Raw genomic sequence first — 18,009 nt, forward strand, 5'->3', positions numbered from 1 at the left:
CTCCCGGCCAAAGGCGCTTTGTCGCCTAGAGCGCCAGCTCTCCCTGCCGGGGCGGGCCCTTGGCTGCTGCCGTTCGCGCCGCAGGTTGCCCTGCAAGAAGGACGCACGAGAGGCCGGTCAGGGTATAGACCGCGTGACGCTGTGCGCCGCGGTTGTGGTGGTCGACGCGAAAGCCCTGGTAATGGCGGCGCATCAGACCGGCGGCGACGAGCTCGGAGACCGCGCGCGACAGGTTGGTCTTGCCCGAGGCGCGCACGCGCTCGCGCACTTCGTCCTCTACCGCCTTGTCGGCATCGCCACGCGCCTGCGGCAGCGAGCCGGTACGCGCCAGTTCCTCGCGCACCCGTTCGGCCAGCGCGAGCCGGCGCGGGTCGCGCCGCCCCATCGGGGTCAGCGCATCGCACAGGAAGTCGCGCAGCAGTGCCTGTCCCGAACCACTGCGCACCATAGGCCCCGCGCTTCCGTCGGGCCGCGCAGCCTGTGCGACGAGGGTCAGGAGCATGTAGGCATAGCGTGGCCGCGAGCTGACCTGCGCTAGGCGGTCGAGCAGCTCGGCCAGGTTCGCACCGGCAGTGCCCGCGCCCTTGGCGGAATACGGCTCTCGGTCAGGCTGAAACATAACAGGGATGAATCAAGCACAAACACGGACTCTTGTGAATCCCGTGCGAGAACTGCCCGTGCACTTTTGTCTCCAGTGACACTTTGCCCGAGGTAAAGTGTCACGCCCTGCCCTTTACTTGGCGCGGACCAGATGGCGGCTTCGCCCCGGCGATCACTCGCACGGCCCCTGCCTCGGGGCCTCCTCCTGTGCGACTGGATAGAGTGTACAACCGGGCCAGCGGCACGAGCAGATCGAGAAAGGACACCCATGAGCACGCGCATCGTCATCGTCACCGGCGCCTTCGGCATTCTCGGCGCAGCCGTCGCCGCACGCTTCGAGGAACAAGGGGACCGGGTCGCGCGGATCGACTATGCGCCCGTCCCGGCCGATGCCACCGATTGCGCCACCGGGCTTGCCATCGGCGGAGTGGACCTTGCCGACGAGGCACAGGCGAGCGGCGCCTTCGAGCGGATCTGCGCCGAACTGGGCACGCCCTCCGTACTGGTCAACGTCGCGGGCGGCTTCATCTGGGAGACGCTGGCCGATGGCGGAGCGAAGACATGGGAGCGCATGTTCCGCATGAACGCGCTGACCGCGACCACCATGTGCAAGGCCGCCCTGCCCGCGCTGTCACAACAGGCTGGCGCGGCCATCGTCAACATCGGTGCGGGCGCTGCGGGCAAGGCCGATGCCGGCATGGGCGCCTATGCGGCCTCCAAGGCTGCGGTCGCGCGGCTCACCGAAAGCCTTGCCGCCGAACTCGCCGGAGCCGACGTCACGGTCAACGCCGTGCTCCCCACGGTGCTCGACACGCCCACCAACCGGGCCGACATGCCCGACGCCGATTTCTCGCAATGGGTCATGCCCGGCGACGTCGCGCAGGTCATCGCCTTCCTCGCCTCTAACGCGGCGCGCTGCGTGAGCGGCGCCAGCATCCCCGTCTCGCGCGGCACCAGCGGGTTCTGAAGCCCGGCCCCCGCAGGCCACACGGAACGGTGAGGCCCGAACGACAACGGGCGGAGCGCATCAAGCGCCCCGCCCGCCAAGGTCCGACCCCGCACCCTCCAGCACGCGATCGGACCGCCTTGCACTAATCTCAGAACGCGTAGTCGAGACGCACGCCGATGGTGCGTGCACCCTCGCCCGAGAAGTACTGCTGGTAGCTGCCTGCCGGCGCGAAGGTCATCGTGTGGATGCGCGCGACGAACTGCTTGTCGAACAGGTTGCGGGCATAGACCGATAGCTTGATCGAGCCGTCTTCGTTGCCGATGCCCAGGTTCGCATTGACGAGGCCGTAGCCATCGACGCGCGAATTGGGGTTGCCCGCCTGGCCGAAGGTCGACGAGCGGTAATAGTAGTTGGCATTGGCGAAGAGGCGCAGGTTGTCGGTGAGCAGCGGCGTATAGGCGCCGGTCACGTTGAGCGTGGTGTCGGGCGCGTGGATCGAGGGGAACCCGTCGACGTTCATGCCCGTACCGCCCAGCGCGCCGCATTCGCCGATCCCGGCATTGTCGACCACCGGCTGTCCCGAATAGCACGGCGCGATGAAGTCCTCGTACTCGGTCGGCGCATAGGAAATGTTGCCGCCGAGGCGCAGGTCAGGGCTGGGCTGGACCGTCAGGCCCAGTTCGAAGCCCTTGGTCACCACGCCCGGTGCGTTGGAGAGCACCGAACGCGCCACGTTGTCGTCGCCGATCTCGACCACGGTCGACTGGAAGTTCTTGAACTTCGAGTAGAACGCGGTGGCATTGACGGTCAGCAGGCGATCGAGGAGCTGGGCGCGCACGCCAGCCTCGAAGCTGTCGACGGTCTCCGCATCGACCATGCGCAGCGTGCCACCCGAAGTGCCCACGGCAGGCGCCTTGTAGCCACGCGCATAAGTCGCATAGACCATGAGGTCGTCGCTCGCCTCGTACTTCGCCGTGACCTTGCCCGAGAGGTTGGTCTTCTTGTTGCGGCCCGAAGTCGCAGGTGCCGGGGTGCCCTCGAAGTTGTAGCGGATGTCCTCGGAGGGGAAGTAGGCGCCGAAGACGTTGTCATGGGTCAGGCGCAGGCCGCCGGTCACGGTCAGGCGGTCGGTGAAGTGGAAGTTCGCTTCACCGAAGGCGGCATAGCTGCGCATGTGGGCTTCGTAGTTCGACATGGCGCCGCTGAAGCTGAAGTAGGTGTCCTCGGGGTAGTCACGACCGCGCTTGCCCGCCGAACGCTCGATCGCGTCGGTCTTCTGGTCCCAGAAGAAGGCGCCCACGACGTAGTCGACGAAGCCGCCCATCGGCGAGTTCAGTCGCACTTCCTGGCTGAACTGGTGCGCCCACAGCTCGGAGTTGTTGATGTCGTAGAAGTCGCTCTGGGTGTAGTCCTGATCGAACCACGAACCGGTGTTGGATTCGCTGTAGGCGGTGATCGAGGTCAGCGTGTAGTCGCCCAGGTCCAGCTTCATGTTGGCCTGGATGTCCTTCTGCTTGATGAACACCTCGTTGCGGCTGTTCTGGGCATACTGGTCGTTGTCGGGCCCCGGGACGATGCCGTATTCGGCCAGCAGTGCGTCGAAGTCCATGTTGAAGTCGGCGTCGGGGTTGGTCGGCCAGCCGTTCGAGGTATCGCCATTGATGTTGCGGACCGTGGCGAGGCCGCCGATGCCGCCGTCGGTGTGATCCTGGATCGCGCCGATCACGTAGACCTCGAAGGTGTCGGTCGGCTGCCACAGCAGCTTGCCGCGCAAGGCGTAGTCGCGGTAGTCGCCGCCGCTCTCGCCATTGTAGAGGTTGGTCAGGTAACCGTCCTGGCGCTGGTAGACGCCGGTCACGCGCGCAGCGAGGGTGTCGCTGATCGGGATGTTGACCGTGTTGTCGATGCGGATCTCGTTGCGCTCGCCATAGCGAAGGCTGCCGCTGGTTTCGGCCATGCCGATCTCGGGGCGCTTGGTCTGAACGTAGACAACGCCGGCCGAGGCGTTCTTGCCGAACAGCGTACCCTGCGGGCCCTTGAGCACCTCGACATGGTCGATGTCGCCGAAAGTGTTGAAGCCGAGGCTGCGAGGCTGGCCCTGGACGACGTCGTCGATGACCACGCCGACCGCACGCTCGAGGCTATAGTCGAAACCCTGGGTGCCGATACCGCGGATCAGGAAGCCCGCGCCCAGCTGTACGTTGTAGGTGAGGCCCGGCACGGTGTACTGCAGCTCGCTCGGCGACTTGTAGCCGGCATTGGCAAGGTCCTCTGCCGAAATCGCCGTAACCGAGACGGCGACGTCCTGCAGCGTGGTTTCGCGGCGCGTGCCGGTGACGACGATGTCGTTGGCCGAGGCGCCTGCGGGCGCCGGTGCGTCCTGCGCCTGCGCGCCGTTCGAGATGGCCAGTCCGGCAGTCAGTGCGATGATGGATGCTGTAAACTTCATGATTGCCCTCGCTTCATTTCCCTGGATGTGACCGGCACGGACGACGGGCATGACTTCCCCGCCTCCTGCCGCCTTGGTTGCAGAAGTATTCCCTCGTCTGTTGTTATGTTTATCTCTCGATGCCCCCCGGCATCACGAGAGCCCTAGCGGCTGTCGCGGATGCTCTCCTTCGCCGGGAAGCGCAGGCCGAAACCTGCAGGATAAAGTGGATCGGCGCTGTCCGAAGGCAGGTCGGCGCGTTGCGCCTCGACCGCGGCATCGGAGCTTGGAAGCTCGATTGGCAGGCGGCCTTGCGGCGAAGCCTTGCCGGTGACGATGTCGAGGAAGGCCTGGTCGGTAATCCCGTAGTTGCCGGTCATCGCCGCGACCATCGGCCTGACTTCGGTGAGCACCGCAGGCCGGTCGAGATAGACGTCGAGCACCACCGGAACGCCCGCCGCACGGGCACGCGCGACAGCATCGTAGCCCTCGGTGCCCGGCCCCATGGTCAGCGCACCTTCGTGCGCGGAGGAACCGAAGAAGTAGCCCGGATGGCTGGTGAAAGGCGTCTCGGCCCGCACCAGCGCAATGTCCGCATCACGCGGTTCGGCAACCGGCTCGAAACCGGCCGCACGCGCCGCTTCAGCGTCGATCCCCACCAGCCAGGCCTTGCGGTGGCGAGCAGGATCGAGCGGCAGGAGCGCGCCTGTGTTCTCGAGCAGCACCACCGAGCGATGTTGCGCCTCGAGGCCCAGCGCCAGCGCCTCGGGCGTGCCGACCTGCGCCGGGGATGCGGCGGCATCGACATAGGCGTTCTCGAAAAGGCCGAGCTCGAACATGACCTTGGCTATGCGCCTTGCGGAAAGGTCGATGCGGCTCTGCGTCACCTTGCCGCTCTCGACGAGGCCGACGATCACATCGGTGTCCATTACCCCGCCGAACTGGTCCTCGCCAGCGGCAATGCCCTTGGCGAAGCGCTCTGCGACGCTCAGCGCCTCGACGCCCCAGGGCATGCCCAGCTTGTCGATCTCGAAGGTCCCCTCGCGGCATTCTCGCGGGCAGTCGGCGGTGATCAGCCAGTCGCTCATGACGAAGCCGTCGAAGCGGTATTCACCGCGCAGCGTGTCATCGAGCATCTGCTTGTTGAAGCCCACCGCCACCGGCTCGACCGGCTTGCCCGCGATGGTCATGCCGGGCGTGGGCAGGGAATAGGTCGGCATCACCGCTGCGGTGCGCACCGAAAAGGCCCCCTCGAAGGCGGAGAGGTGATTGCGCCAGCTGGCCTCGGTGATCGCCATGTACTTGCCGTAAGGGTTGTGCGAGTCGAGCCCGTCGACCTGCGCCCCGTAGCCGCCCCAGTGCTTCACCACGGTGGCGACGCCGCCGCGCTGCAAGCCTTGCGAACTGCCCTGGTATCCCTCGACGAACGCCTTGACGAGCGGTGCGACCTGCTCCGGGCGATCGCCGAAGGTGGCATTGCCGCGGAACCAGCGCGGTTCGGTGAACAGGTCCGCCTGCGGCGAAAGCGCCATGCGGATGCCGATCGCCTTGTACTCGCGCGCGGCGACCTGCGAGAGCTTGCGGACCAGATCCGCATCCCCGATCGCGCCGAGACCGAGCGCTTCGGGCCAGCGGGTGAAGCCCTTGGGCGCGACACTCACGCCGAGCACCTCGCGCAAGGTGTTGCGGGTGTCGCTGCTGAAGACCAGCGGCACGCCGAGACGGCTCGCCTCGGCGATCTCCTGTGCCGCGTTGGTAAGCTCGGCCATCTCGCGGATGTCGCCGCTCATGCGGTGGATGAAGAAGCGGATCTGGTCGCGCTCGATCGCCTGGCGCATCCCCTCAACGTCCCAGTTGCCGCGGAAACTTCCGTCAGCGGTGGGCGGGGTGCCGTGCATCATCAGCCCGGCCTTCTCGCGCAAGGTCATGCGCGCCACGAGGTCCTTCGCGCGGGCCTCGGGCGAAAGGCGCCAGTCCTCGTAGGGCTGCAGCTTGCCGTCGCCCGACAGGTCGTGGAAGTGCAGCGCGTCGCGCGTCAGCACGCCCTTCTCGCGCGCGGTGATCGTGGGCTGCTCGCTCTCTGCGGGAGCACCCTGCCCTGCCCCCATCAGTCCCAGCGCTGCCACGGCACCGAGCAGCGCCCTGCCCTTGCGGCGATGTCGCAGTGCATGCGCGATCATCGTGCTGCCTCCGCCAGAGCCATTTCGTCCGCCGCCGCATCATCGCCCGCACTGGCAAAGCTGCGCGGGTAGCGCCCGAGGGTGAAGTTGATCGCCACCGCCGCACAGAGCAGCGCGATCGAAAGGTGGATCACTGCCTCGTAGTCGCCGAAATGATCGTAGAGCGCGCCATAGGCCGCCGGGGCGAAGCCTGCCCCGAGGCCAAAGGCGGCATACTGGATGCCGTAGAGCTCGCTGAAGTGACGCTGCCCGAAATAGCGCCCGGTCATGAAGGCGACGAGATCGAACTCCGCGCCCGCGACGAGGCCCAAGGTCACGACGCTGGCGACCATCACCGATGCGGTCATGCCCGGGTTCGAAAGCAGGAACAGCGCGCCGATCGCGGGGATGACGAGGATGGCGCAGACGATGGGCGCCCACAGCCGGTCGAGCAGGAAGCCGGAGAGGATGCGCCCCCCGGTCACGCTCAGCGCCAGCGCGGCGAGCGCCGAAGAGGCGGCCGCGCTCGAGACGCCGCGGTCGGTGAGCAGCGGGAACAGGTTGGGCAGCAGGCCGGAAACGCCGAAAGCGAGAAGGAGCGAGCCTGCCGCAATCGCCCAGAAGCGATAGGAACGCAGCGCCGGGCGCACTTCCATTCCGGTTTCGGCCGCCTTTCGCGCAGCCTCTGCTCGCGCTTCGCCCGGCTCGTGCAGCCATGCGAGAAGCACCGGCACCGCGATCAGCAGCGGCATCGCACCGAGGCCGACATAACCCCCGCGCCATCCGAAGGTCTCGATCATGTTGGTCAGCACGAAGGGGAAGACCGCGCCCGAAAGCCCGGTGCAGGCGAGCGAGAGACCCAGTGCGAGGCCGCGCGCCTCGACGAACCACCCGTTGATGACCCGAAGATAGGTCATCGGCAGCGTACCCAGCGCGAGCACCGCCATGATCGCCCAGCCAATGTAGAGCCCGGGCAGCGTATCGCCGATCAGCGCGATCAGCAGCTGCGCGAGGCCCAGCCCGATGGTCGAGCCGATTGCCACCTTGCGCGCGCCGACCTTGTCGACGATCCGCCCGACGTAGCGCCCGAGCACCACCAGCACGACCGGCACGATCATCAGTACGCCGAGAATGTCTCCACGTCCCCAACCGAACTCGGCTTCGAGCGCCTTGGCCATGATCCCCGAGGAGTAGGGCGGGATCGGCGAGAGGCCGAGACCCAGCCCGATCGCGGAAGCCACAAGCGGCTTCCACGCACGTCGGAATTCATGGAGACCGGTCGTACCGGCCATGTGCCCTGTCATTGCTTCGCCCCGTCGGTGTCATGCGGTACATCGATGTGCACCGTGTTTGATGTAGAGCTACCAAGCTGCGGCGCGTGATCGAGTCCGTCGCGGGCCAACTTCCGTATCGCGGAATAAACCTGGTGGCGTTTCCTATCCGGGAGCATGGCTTCGAGCGGCTCTTCTGGCTGCACCAGGCGCTCAATAGGACTGCGGTGGCATCCGCGCGAGATCGGCGCTGATCTGGGCCGAGACGGCCTGAACGGGCGCCAGGTATTGCGCGATTGCCTGCTCCAGCGAGAGCCCGCTGGCGAAAAAGACGATGGCGAGCGCGCCGATCAGTTCCTCGCCGTCGAAGATCGGCACGGCGACCGAGGAGGTCTTGCCCGGGTTTGCCGAATACCACGATTTCGCGACCGCAGCATAACCGCGCTCGCGAATCGTGGCCGTCGCCTCGCCGCTGCGGAAATGCTCGAGCATGAAGGTCTGTTGCGCATCCTCGAGATTGGCAGCGCTCTCGATCAGCATCGTGCGGGTCTGTTCGTCGGTGAAGGCGACGAAGGCCTGCCCGGAGGCAGAGGCGAGCAAGGGCACCTGCCAACCGGGGTAGTAGTTGTTGAAGGTCAGCGTGGTCTGGTTGGAGGTGTGGAAGCGCACCACCATCTTGTCGCCGACGCGGGTGACGATCGAAAGCGGCCAGTGATGTTCGTGGGTGAAACGCGACATGCTCGGGCGCGCCGCGTTGACGAGCCGATCGTGGTTCTGGAAGCCGCAGGCCAGCGTCTGGATCAGCGCGGTGGGGCGGTAGAGCTTCTGGCGCGGCCCGTCGCGTTCGATCAGCCCTTCACGCATCAGCGTGTTGATGATCCGGTAGACCGTAGGCATCGGCAAGTCCGCTGCCCGCGCGATCTCGGCGAGCCCCATCGCGCCCTTGCGATTGATGGCCTGAAGCACGTGGATCGAGCGTGAGAGAGAGCGGATAATGTCCTTGTCCTGATCGCCTCCGTCTCTTCTTGCGGCCTGCGCTTCTGCCATGTTCTGCCCCGTTGCTGTCTTGTCTGCCGCCATGCCACCAGCCCCTTTCTTACCGGCACGGTACACAAGCCCTCCCCCCGGCCGCATTCCGCATCGCGGATTAATCCGCGATGCGGAATGCGGCCAGACCTGCGCTTTCTCTCCCCTCCCCCCGATGCCAGATCGATCCGCGATTGCGGTCCTTGCAGGATCGCGCGCTTGCGGGGAGTTGCAAGATCACGATGAAGAAATGTGAAGTTCTCGTCGTCGGTGCGGGACCGGTCGGAACGACTTGTGCCTCGCGACTGGCAGCCATGGGCCTCGATGTCATGATCATCGAGGCGGAAGCCACCAGCACGCATGACCTGCGTGCCACGACGATCCATGCCTCCACGCTGGAAATGCTGCACGAGATCGATGCAGCAAATCCGCTGATCGAGATCGGTCTCAAGGCCCCGGTCTACCAGATGCGCGACCGGCGCAGCGGCGAACATCTCGCCTTCGACCTGTCCGAACTGGCCGATTTCACGCAGTTTCCCTATCGCCTGCAGTGCGAGCAGTACAACATGGCGAAGCTGCTCAGCGACCGGCTCGCCGCCCTGCCCAACGTCGACTTGCGCTACAACTGCCGCTTCGTCTCGGCCCACGAGAACGGCGGCGGCGTCGTCGCGACGCTCGAGCACAATGGCGAAACGATCGAGGTCGAGGCGCAGTTCGTGGTCGGCGCCGACGGATCGCGTTCGGCGGTGCGCAAGCAGATCGGCACCGGCTTCGACGGCTTCACCTACGAGGAGAAGTTCGTGTCGATGTCGACCGCCTTCCCCATCGATTCGGTGATCACCGACCTCGCCTACGTCAATTACATCTCGGATCCCGAAGAGTGGCTGGTGCTGCTCAAGGTGCCGAGCGTGTGGCGCGTGCTGGTCCCCGCTGACGGCAATCTCAGCGACGAGGAGCTGATCAGCGATGCCAACCGCGACGCTGTCTTCTCGCGCATTGTCGGTCACGGCGATGTCGAGACGACGCACCGCACCATCTATCGCGTGCACCAGCGTGTTGCGCAGCAATTCGTGCAGGGCCGCATGATGATCATCGGCGATGCAGCGCACCTCAACAACCCGCTCGGCGGCTTCGGGATGAACTCGGGGATCCACGATGGCTGGAACCTTGCCGACAAGCTCTGGAAGATCCTGCGCAAGAACGGCGGGCCCGACCAGCTCGCCCTGTTCGAGCGCCAGCGCCAGGCGGTGACCCGTTCGGTCATCCAGGCCCAGACCATCGAGAACATGGAAAGCATGGGCATGAGCGACGCTGCGGTAATCGAGGCCAAGCGCGCCAGGATGCGCAAGGTCCACGAGGATCCCGCGCTGCGCCGTGAATTCCTGCTGCGTCAGTCGCTCTTCGCGAGCCTGGAGCAGGAAAAAGAGGTGGCCTGACCCGCCCTTTCAACATTGCCATCAGGCACTGGCCGGTATTCTCCTCCTCGCCGGCCAGTGCAAGAAGGCTCCGAAGCGCCCGGGGACACGCCGTTCCCACGCTTCGGAGCCTTCCGTTTTTTCGGGCGCGGCGATAACCGCCGCGCTGGTTTCACAAGGCGTTGTTGGCGGCAATCCGTCCCAACACGTGCGCACTGGGCTTGGGGTGACGCGCGAAGCTCGTGCGATCGACGCTGCACAGCCCGTATTTCGGCGCATATCCGTGAAACCACTCGTAATTGTCGAGCAGCGACCAGTGCAGGTAGCCGGTGACCGGCAGCGGGCAGCGCGAGTGGGCATAACGCACCGCGCCTGCCAGCGAGGCAGCGTAGATCTCAGAGCCGCTTGAATTGACGATGGCATCGGAAGGGTTGGCAAGCTTGCCCTCGGGCCCCCAGACCGCCCGATAATAGTTCTGCACCCCGAGGAAGTCGTCCTCGCGCGCAGCCTCGAGCCAGGGGTCGTAGAGCTGCGCGCGCATCGAATCGCGCAAGGCTTCACCGCCGGGTACTGCCTGATCGTCGTTGATCGCAAGGCTCACGCCTACCTTCAGGTCCGAGCGCACGGCCTTGATCGCCGCGCGCCCGGCCTTGTGGCCGGCGATGAGATTGGCCTGCACGACATGGCGGTCGGGCACGTAGATCGGGTTGCCCGCGAGGAACAGCGCGGCACCCAGCTTGCGCGCCACCGCCTCGGACATCGCCTTGTCCGGCCCGATCAGCTTGGCCCCGCGCCCGCCGGGAAGCGCGACTTCGAGCATGCCCACGAGGTTGGGCTCGTTGAGCGTGGTCACGCTCGACAGCCCGTCGGCAAGGTGGCGTGCTGCCCGCTCGCAGAAGTTGGCGAACAGATCGACCGCTTCGGCGCTCGACCAACCGCCATTGGCCGCGAACCAGATCGGCGTGGTGAAGTGATTGAAGGTGACGACGGGGGTCAACCCGCGCTCGTGGCATCCCTCGACCATGGCCTTGTAGTGATCGAGCATGGCCTGCGAGAACTGGCCGCGTGCAGGCTCGATCCGCGCCCATTCGAGGCTGAAGCGATAGGTATTGAAGCCCAGCGAGCGCACGAGGTCGAGATCACGCGGCCACAATTCGAAGCTGTTCGCGGCATCGCCCGAAGGTTCCGCGAATGTCGTGGGCTGGGCATGCTCCAGCGCCCAGGTATCGGAATTGAGGTTGTTTCCCTCGACCTGATAGGCTGCTGTGGCCGCACCCCAGGCGAAACCCGCAGGAAAATGCTGCGATTTCGCTTGTGCATTCCGGGCAAGCGCAAGGCCCGGGTGAAGCGTGCCAAGTGCGCCCAGCGTGGAAAGTCCCCCGGCCAGGGCGGTACGACGATTGATGGGCATGCCTTCTCCTTGCGCCTTTGCGGCATTGTAGCTGCAGCAAGCAGGCTAGCGAGAGAGAGCGCAGCTGGCAGGATGGAAGGGGCAAACTTCCGCAATGCGGCTGTTTGCTCCGTCATCATACTGTGCCGAGGGCCCCTTCGGGATCGATCAGGCTGAGCAGCGCGGCATTGTCCCCGGTGTCTTCGCCTGTGCGCCAGTGCCACAGGACCAGGCAGGTTCCCTTGCGGTTCTGCACCGAAGGGACGAGCGCGCCCTGGGCACCTGCCTCGTGCAGGCTACGGGCAAGCGTCCAGCTCGGTGGCTCGCGCATGGGGCGCTCGCCCTCCGCTGCCCTGCCGCGTGCCGCGATCGCCTTCCAGCTGGCCTGACAGGCATGCTCGACCAGGGCATCGCACGGCCCCCCTGCCCCGTCGGTGAGATCGGCGATCCGTTGCGCTTCAAGGCGGTAAGGTGCGAGCGTGCCCGGCTTGGCCAGCCCCTGATAGAATTCGGCGACGGCCGTTGCGGGATCGCAGGCGAGGTAGAGCGCCGGGGTTCCGTTGGCGTTCCAACGTCCACCGAACCGGCGCGCACCCTCCCCCGAGAGCGGATCGCGCTGGAAGCGGATCGTCAGCATGCGCCAGAGCTGCGCGTTGAGCGGTACGAGCGGATAGGTCATGGATGGGCGAGCAGCGGATCTTCTGGCGTCAGGAATAGACGCCCTCGGCCTGGCGTTCGAGATCGTCGAGCACGTCCTGTGCAAGCCCTTCCTCGACCAGTTCTTCCGCGGTCTTGCCCCAACCGGGCAGAGGCTGGTGCTTGAACCAGATGATCGCCCTGCCCTCGTCTCCGGCAAGATCGGCTGCACGTGCGATGATCCGCGCGATCTGGCCGAGCTTTTCCTGTACCGCCGGGCTGTCGGGCCGGGCCAGCATGGTGTTGCGATTAAGATGGGCAAGCCGGGACAGTCGGGTCATCGGCAGGCGCAGGCGTTCGGCCATGCGTTTCGGGGCGATCAGGTCGCCGTCGCGGATATCGTCGAGAAAAGCAGCAAGCATGAGTGCACCTCTGGTAGCAATATATGCACTTATGGTTGTTGTGGCAAGTTCTGGCTCGTCAGGGTCTGACGTCTCGGCGCAAGTCCGCGTTTGAAACGCAGTTGTGGCCGTCTGGCGCCCTCACCCAAATCTTCTCTCACGTAGTATTCCCTGAGAGTTACACAGGTTACAGGGAATCGTTAGATAAGGTTAGAGTGGGCAAACCTGCTCGTGTGCTGCTCGAATGCGCGAGTCGCGTCGGCGCGGCGTTCCCGAAATATCGACAACGTGTTCCCGGAATGTCGATGGGGGCGTTCCTGATAGGTCGTTGCGCTGTTCCCGAAGGGTCGATGAGGCATGCTTTGGCGTTCCCGGAGTGTCGAAGGCCCTGCACTTCACCCCGAATTTGAATCAGTTTTCCAACATCGTCGACAAACCTCGTTCAACGCCCCCATGCTTGTCCACAGGTCCGGGTATCCTGTGCGACCTGACGCGACACTTCGGGAACGCACCGGCAATCGAGACGGGGTTACGGGCCCTCCCCTGCTGCGTGTCGATCATCGGCGTACTTCGGTTCGGCTGCCTGCTTCAGACGATATCCGCTCGGCGTCAGTTCGAGATCGTCCGGGAGGGGGATCGTTCCATGGACGCTGATCGGGAGCCGGGCGGCATCCGGCCATTCGCGCCTGATGCGGGCAACGAGCAGTCGGCGCAGCCGGGTGGAACGTGCCGGTTCTTCGCCCAGCGTGAAGGTCAGCCAGGCATGTCCCGGATGAACCATGTCGAGTGCGTTTGCCATGATCTCCTCGTCATCCTCTCCGCGCCAGATCGAAGCATTGAGCCTGATCGGTGACGAAGGCAGCGATATGGCCTCCAGCTCAGCATCGCTCGCAGCATCGAGATGATAGCCCTGCCCTCGCGCGACTTCATCGAGCAGGTCCAGGAAGCGCGCGCGTTGCTGGCGAGTGGCGAGCGGGATATCCCAGGCCTCGACAGCGCGCATCGAGGCGGGTTGCTCTACCGGACGGCAAGCAGCGGTCGCGGCAAGGCATGCAGCCACGAGCGTGCCGGGCATTCTCATGCCTCGTCCCGCGGCGCGTTGGCAAGGTCGACCACCCTTCCCTGCGTGTCTATCCGGAAACGGGTCGCGCCATAGCCGCTTCCTTCGCTCACCGTCGTGACCTCGTAGATGACGCCGGAGGCCAGAGGCATGGCTTCAACCCATAAGTCGGTGTCGATGGGTTTGCCCTCGAGCCGCGTGCCATAGCGCAAGGGAAAGCGGGCCGGACAGTCGCTGTCGTAATCGACTTGTTGATGCCACACGACGGCGTTGGCCCCGATATCGCGGACTTCGATCTGGCGCAGGCACTGCGGCCGCTGTGACGAAGACGGCGCGAGCGCGAAGACCGGGGCATCGACGGTGCCCTTGGCGACGATCTCGTAGACATACGAGCAACCGCTGAGCGAGAGTAGCAGCAAGGTGCTGAGCGGAAAGGCCACAAGCGGGCGCATGGTAGGCCGAGGCTTGCCGCGACGTGATGGTGTGGTCAAGTGCGGACCCGGCGGAGCCTTGCGAAGAAAAAGGGGCATGAACGCCTGTCCATGCCCCTTGCCTTCTTGTGTCCATGTGCGTCAGCGAAGCTGGTGCTTGTTGCGCTCATGATGGCGCCGGACCCAGCCCGTGAAGGCGCGCTGCCAGTTTGCGGGCATGCGCTGCGGATCGGCATTGACCCAGCGTTCGAACTCGGCGTGCAGCGCATGCAGGTCCCAGCCTGGACATTCGCGGCGCAGGAGATCGATCGTCTCGTCGGCCATGAACCCGCGCGTGGCATTGTCGGAAAGACCTGCGAGGGTTGAACGGATCAGCTTTGCTGCATCGAATACCTCCAGCGGCGCCGTACCGGCTTCGGGGGAGGGGGCCTTTACCGTTTGCGCAGGTGAGGGGGCGACCGTCTCGGGGGCAGGTTTCCTCGAGGAAACTTTTGCGCGGGCAGTGGGCACGTTGGCTTTGGTTTCGGCAAGCGGGGTAGGCTTGCTTGCGGGGGAGGGCAGGGCGCTCTCGGCGCCACCCTTTCCGTCGACGCGGGTCATGCGCAGCATCGCCTCGCCGTCCTTCGCGGTCTCAACCGCCAGCGCATAACCGGGCAGCTCGTTCTTCTCGGCGAGCTTGAGCATCTCGAACTTGAAGCGGCGGTATTGCCCTTCGGCACCCGACTTCTCGAACAGGACCGGCATCGTGATGGCGAAGCCGGTTTCGCCGGCGCCGCCGGCGTGTTTGCGCGCGACACGGTAGAGCCAGCGTTCGCGCCCGCCGGTGATGTTGAAATAGGCGCGGTCGATCGCGAGCACGCCGCCCTTCATCATCACGCCTTCCCAGAACCAGTTCGACAGCTCGATGGTCATGCCGCGTGAACGTTCGGTCTTCTCGTCGACCAGCTGGGTCCAGCCATCGAGCCACGAGAAGGTGGCCTCACGCCGGTTCTCGGCACGGATGTTGGTCTTGATCGTGGTCGCGACGAGACGGTCGAGCGCCTGTCCGAGCAGTTCGTAGGCGCGGCCCGTAGTCGGACGCCCGATTGCGCGGAGCAGGTCGTAGGGCATGAGATGGAGCTTGCGCGGTACGTCGTTGAGACCGCGCCGCTGCATGTCGGCCAGCACGCTCGCGCAGTATATCAGGATGTCCGCGTCCCAGATCGTCGCCATCCCGTATTCGGGGCTAGCCGAGACGTGAACGTGCACCTGGCCGTCGGGGCTGGTGTAGTCGATCGGCTTGACGCGCTTGGACTTCGCGAGGCTGAAAAAGGGGCGCTCCATCATCTCGCGCTGGTCGCGCATGGGAAGGTTGGCGACATAGGGGAGGAACAGGTCGAACTGTTCGGTCTCCGTCGCCTTGCGGTTACGTGTCATGGCTTTGGTGCTGTTCGGAGAAGGGCAGGGCAGGGTTTGTGGCTCTGGTCATGGCGAACATGCGCACGCAACCCTAGTCGGAGCGGTGCCGACAGGGGTTGCGCGCGCGCGGCCATGGTCGAAATCTGGATGGAAGGCAGGAGCAGCGTTGCGCGGACTATCGCCCGTGACGCAGTGCTTCGTGAAAAGTTTCCTCGAGGAAACATCTGCCCCCACTTTCTCCCGTTCAGGTCACCGAGATGCCGTTGCTGCGCAAGGTCTCGAGCGCTTGGCGCAGGGCCTCGGTCAGTTCCTCGTCGTTCGCACCGCTCGCCATCGGCAGGTGGATCGTGACGCCCTGCCGCGAGACGTCCTTGACCGCGAGGATCGCGCGCCCATGGCTTCCCCCGACTTCGAAGCGCACCGGCTTCTTGCTCGAACCCGCGCCCTCGTCCAGTTCGTCACTCGCGGCAAGCAGCCGCTTGAGCGTCGTCGCGCCGGAGAGGGGAGGGCGACCCGTGGCGAGCGCCTTGGCATTGTCGCCGACAATCGCGCGCGCTTCCCTGCGGATGGCCCTGGCATGAACCTTGTCGTCGAGCGCGCCCGCGAGACGATAGGCGGGATTGAGCGTGAGTTCGCCCTGGTCCGCGAAGGCGACGAGCACGTCGTCGGGGATGGTGGCGGCCTTGAGCATCTTGGATAGCCAGCCCTTGGAGAGCTTGAGCCGCTCGGCCATGCGCACGGCCTTGCCTCCGTAATGGATCGGCAGTGCCTCGGCATAGTTGCGGGCGCGCTCGATGTCGGTGATGTCCTTGCGCGCGCGATTCTCGATGTCGGCAAGCCGGAATGCGGCCTCGTCGTCGAGTTCGGCAACCTGCGCGAGGAGCTTCATGTCCGGATAGGAATGCGCGCGCAGCCAGGAGATCGCGAAATGGCGACGGGTGCCCGCGACGAGTTCGTAGTCGTATGCGGGATCGTCGGCTATGTGCCGGACCACCGCGGGGACCTTCTGGCCGCCTTCGGCAACGATCGAATCGATCAGGTCGCGGCAACTCTCCTCGCTCAGCCGTGCCTGGTTGCGTGCATTGCCTTCCCATACCCTGACACGGGCGGGATCGAGCAGAAGCTGGGTGACTTGCCTGACTTCTCCCGATGCGACGCGGGCGAGGGCATTCTCGCGGCCCAGCAACGAAAGACCGGCGCGCGAGGTCGCGGCGCTGCGGGTGGAGGCCGGAGGCGGCGCTGATGCGGGGCTAGGGGAGGGGGCTGGCTCGGGAGCCTGTGCCGCGGGTTCGACGCGCGCCGCGGGCTCGGGCGCGCGCGCCGGGGCAGGCGGCGTCGAGGAGCTGTCCTGCGTCGCTTCCTCTTCGGCGAGCAGGCTGGCGAGATATTCGGACTGCTTGCGGGCCATGGCTTATCTCCGGCGCAAACGGCTGAAAAGGCTTGAGTTTCCAGCGCTAATCAAGCGCCGGAGGTGGAACATATGGCGAACATGTTTCCTGTAGGAAACTTTCGTCTTTGTCATCGGCGCAGGCTCAGCCATTGACCACCGCCTCGGCGCTGGCCGGGCTGGCGATGCCCCAGTCCTTGCGCACCAGCGCTTCGATCTGGCCCATCGCCTCGTCGAGATTGGCGCGGCAGCGCTTGTGGGTACGGGCCGAGCCGATCGGACGCTCGAGCTCGTAGATCGTCATCATGCGCAGCGCCGCGTGGCTGATCTCCGCGCTCTCGAGGATCGAGACCGGTAGCAGGGCAGGGCCGAAGGTCTGCTCCATGATCTGGCGCACCATCGCGTGGCTGGGATCGTTGGAATCGAACTTCGAACACAGCAGGCGCACGAAGTCATAGTCGACGCTCAGCCCCGCCTGCGCGAGCTGGCCGGTGACCTGGTCCATCATCGAGAGGAACTGCACGGTCGAGCAGAAATCGGGCGTGGTCGCGGCCAGCGGGACGATCAGCGAGCTGGCCGCCTGCATGACGGCAAGACTGATCGTGCCCAGTGCTGGCGGCGGATCGAGGATCACCACGTCGTAGTCTCGCGCGAGGTCGAGCAGGCCCTGCTTGAGCTTGCGAAAGCGCGAGGCAAGCACCGAGCCACCGTCCGCGCCGCTTGCCGCCAGCTCGTACTCGACGTCGAACAGTTCGAGGTTCGAGGGGATCAGGTCGACATTGGGCCAGGGCGTCTTCTGCACCGCGTAGAGCAGGTCGGTCTGGGTCGGGTCGATCGAGAGGTAGGGGTAGAGCGTCTGTTCGCGCGTGATGTTGAAGTGCGGGTTGAAGCCGAAGAGCGTGGTGGTCGTCGCCTGGCTGTCGCAGTCGACCACGAGCACGCGGTAGCCCTGGATCGCGAAGTAATGCGCGAGATGCGTGGTGACGGTCGACTTGCCGACGCCGCCCTTGAAATTCTGCACCGCGATCATCGCCGGGCGGTCGAGCGGCTTGCGTGCGGGCGAGGCGCCGAGCACTTCGCGCATGTTGAGCAGCGCCTCGATCGAATAGCCCGGACGGCGGCCGTTTTCGGTCGGCGGGGGAGGGGGCAGGCGGCCGTCGTCCTCGGCCATGCGGATGCGGTTGGTCGAGCAGCCGAGCAGTTGCGCGGCCTCGGCGATGCCGAAGCGGATATTGAGGCCCTTGCGGCTGTCGGGAAGGAAGGCCTGCTTGCGCAGACGCTCGATCATGCGCTCGCCCGCTTGCGCCATTTCGGCAAGCCGTTTGACTTCTGAATGCATTTTGACCCCGAACCGCACGGTTGAACGTGGATAAGGGTGTAATAGTAAAAAGAGCTTCAGTCCAGCGGGCTGTGTAGTATTGACAATCAACGACCCGGCATCGGTAGTGCGATGTTCCT

Annotated in this window: 15 protein-coding genes; 2 read left to right on the top strand and 13 right to left on the bottom strand. The window is 65.4% G+C overall.

The features are described 5' to 3' along the window. Positions 1-25 precede the first annotated feature (25 nt). Positions 26-619 carry a hypothetical protein gene (locus I5E68_RS15715; protein ID WP_197165763.1) on the bottom strand — a complete coding sequence of 198 codons (594 nt, stop codon included), beginning with the start codon at positions 617-619 and terminating at the stop codon, positions 26-28. Between the two features lie 249 nt (positions 620-868). Between I5E68_RS15715 and I5E68_RS15720 the strand changes: the two genes are divergently transcribed. Beyond that, positions 869-1,567, top strand: coding sequence for an SDR family NAD(P)-dependent oxidoreductase (locus tag I5E68_RS15720; protein WP_197165766.1), 699 nt, complete (start codon positions 869-871; stop codon positions 1,565-1,567). A 130-nt stretch (positions 1,568-1,697) separates the two neighbouring features. On the opposite strand, the gene I5E68_RS15725 is transcribed toward I5E68_RS15720, so the two are convergent. From I5E68_RS15725 to I5E68_RS15740, 4 genes are all read right to left on the bottom strand, one after another. Continuing rightward, positions 1,698-3,998 (bottom strand): TonB-dependent receptor, encoded by a 2,301-nt coding sequence (locus I5E68_RS15725; protein WP_197165768.1) that lies wholly within the window; start codon positions 3,996-3,998, stop codon positions 1,698-1,700. Positions 3,999-4,141: 143 nt separating this feature from the next. Next, positions 4,142-6,157, bottom strand: a complete 2,016-nt coding sequence (locus tag I5E68_RS15730) for a glycoside hydrolase family 3 protein (RefSeq protein WP_197165770.1) — start codon at positions 6,155-6,157, stop codon at positions 4,142-4,144. After that, entirely contained in the window at positions 6,154-7,377 is a 1,224-nt protein-coding gene (locus tag I5E68_RS15735; protein ID WP_197165771.1) for an MFS transporter, read from the bottom strand. Before I5E68_RS15735 ends, I5E68_RS15730 begins: the two co-directional genes overlap by 4 nt. Before the next feature lie 243 nt (positions 7,378-7,620). Beyond that, the gene (locus I5E68_RS15740; RefSeq protein ID WP_197165772.1) at positions 7,621-8,487 is read right to left on the bottom strand and encodes a helix-turn-helix domain-containing protein; all 867 of its coding nucleotides are present in this window, start codon (positions 8,485-8,487) and stop codon (positions 7,621-7,623) included. A 188-nt stretch (positions 8,488-8,675) separates the two neighbouring features. On the opposite strand from I5E68_RS15740, the gene I5E68_RS15745 reads away from it, so the two are divergent. After that, the gene (locus I5E68_RS15745) at positions 8,676-9,869 is read left to right on the top strand and encodes an FAD-dependent oxidoreductase (RefSeq protein WP_197165773.1); all 1,194 of its coding nucleotides are present in this window, start codon (positions 8,676-8,678) and stop codon (positions 9,867-9,869) included. A gap of 151 nt (positions 9,870-10,020) precedes the next feature. Here I5E68_RS15745 and I5E68_RS15750 read toward each other — a convergent pair whose 3' ends face one another. From I5E68_RS15750 to I5E68_RS15785, 8 genes are all read right to left on the bottom strand, one after another. Continuing rightward, positions 10,021-11,259, bottom strand: a complete 1,239-nt coding sequence (locus tag I5E68_RS15750) for a family 1 glycosylhydrolase (RefSeq protein ID WP_197165774.1) — start codon at positions 11,257-11,259, stop codon at positions 10,021-10,023. 115 nt (positions 11,260-11,374) lie between these two features. Next, complete coding sequence (locus tag I5E68_RS15755) at positions 11,375-11,917, bottom strand: RES family NAD+ phosphorylase (RefSeq protein WP_197165775.1); 543 nt, start codon at positions 11,915-11,917, stop codon at positions 11,375-11,377. A 28-nt stretch (positions 11,918-11,945) separates the two neighbouring features. After that, positions 11,946-12,296, bottom strand: a complete 351-nt coding sequence (locus I5E68_RS15760; protein ID WP_197165776.1) for a hypothetical protein — start codon at positions 12,294-12,296, stop codon at positions 11,946-11,948. A gap of 508 nt (positions 12,297-12,804) precedes the next feature. Next, the gene (locus I5E68_RS15765) at positions 12,805-13,350 is read right to left on the bottom strand and encodes a hypothetical protein (protein ID WP_197165778.1); all 546 of its coding nucleotides are present in this window, start codon (positions 13,348-13,350) and stop codon (positions 12,805-12,807) included. A gap of 2 nt (positions 13,351-13,352) precedes the next feature. Further along, a complete protein-coding gene (locus I5E68_RS15770; protein ID WP_228727273.1) occupies positions 13,353-13,787 on the bottom strand; it encodes a hypothetical protein in 435 nt (144 codons plus the stop codon). A 120-nt stretch (positions 13,788-13,907) separates the two neighbouring features. Then, on the bottom strand, positions 13,908-15,182 hold the full coding sequence (locus I5E68_RS15775) for a replication initiator protein A (protein ID WP_197165782.1): 1,275 nt from the start codon (positions 15,180-15,182) through the stop codon (positions 13,908-13,910). Between the two features lie 226 nt (positions 15,183-15,408). Further along, positions 15,409-16,572, bottom strand: coding sequence for a ParB/RepB/Spo0J family partition protein (locus I5E68_RS15780; protein ID WP_197165785.1), 1,164 nt, complete (start codon positions 16,570-16,572; stop codon positions 15,409-15,411). Positions 16,573-16,696: 124 nt separating this feature from the next. Further along, positions 16,697-17,890 (bottom strand): AAA family ATPase, encoded by a 1,194-nt coding sequence (locus I5E68_RS15785; protein ID WP_197165787.1) that lies wholly within the window; start codon positions 17,888-17,890, stop codon positions 16,697-16,699. Positions 17,891-18,009: the final 119 nt, after the last annotated feature.

Origin of the sequence: Novosphingobium aureum (assembly GCF_015865035.1) — a bacterium.
Classification (GTDB): domain Bacteria; phylum Pseudomonadota; class Alphaproteobacteria; order Sphingomonadales; family Sphingomonadaceae; genus Novosphingobium; species Novosphingobium aureum.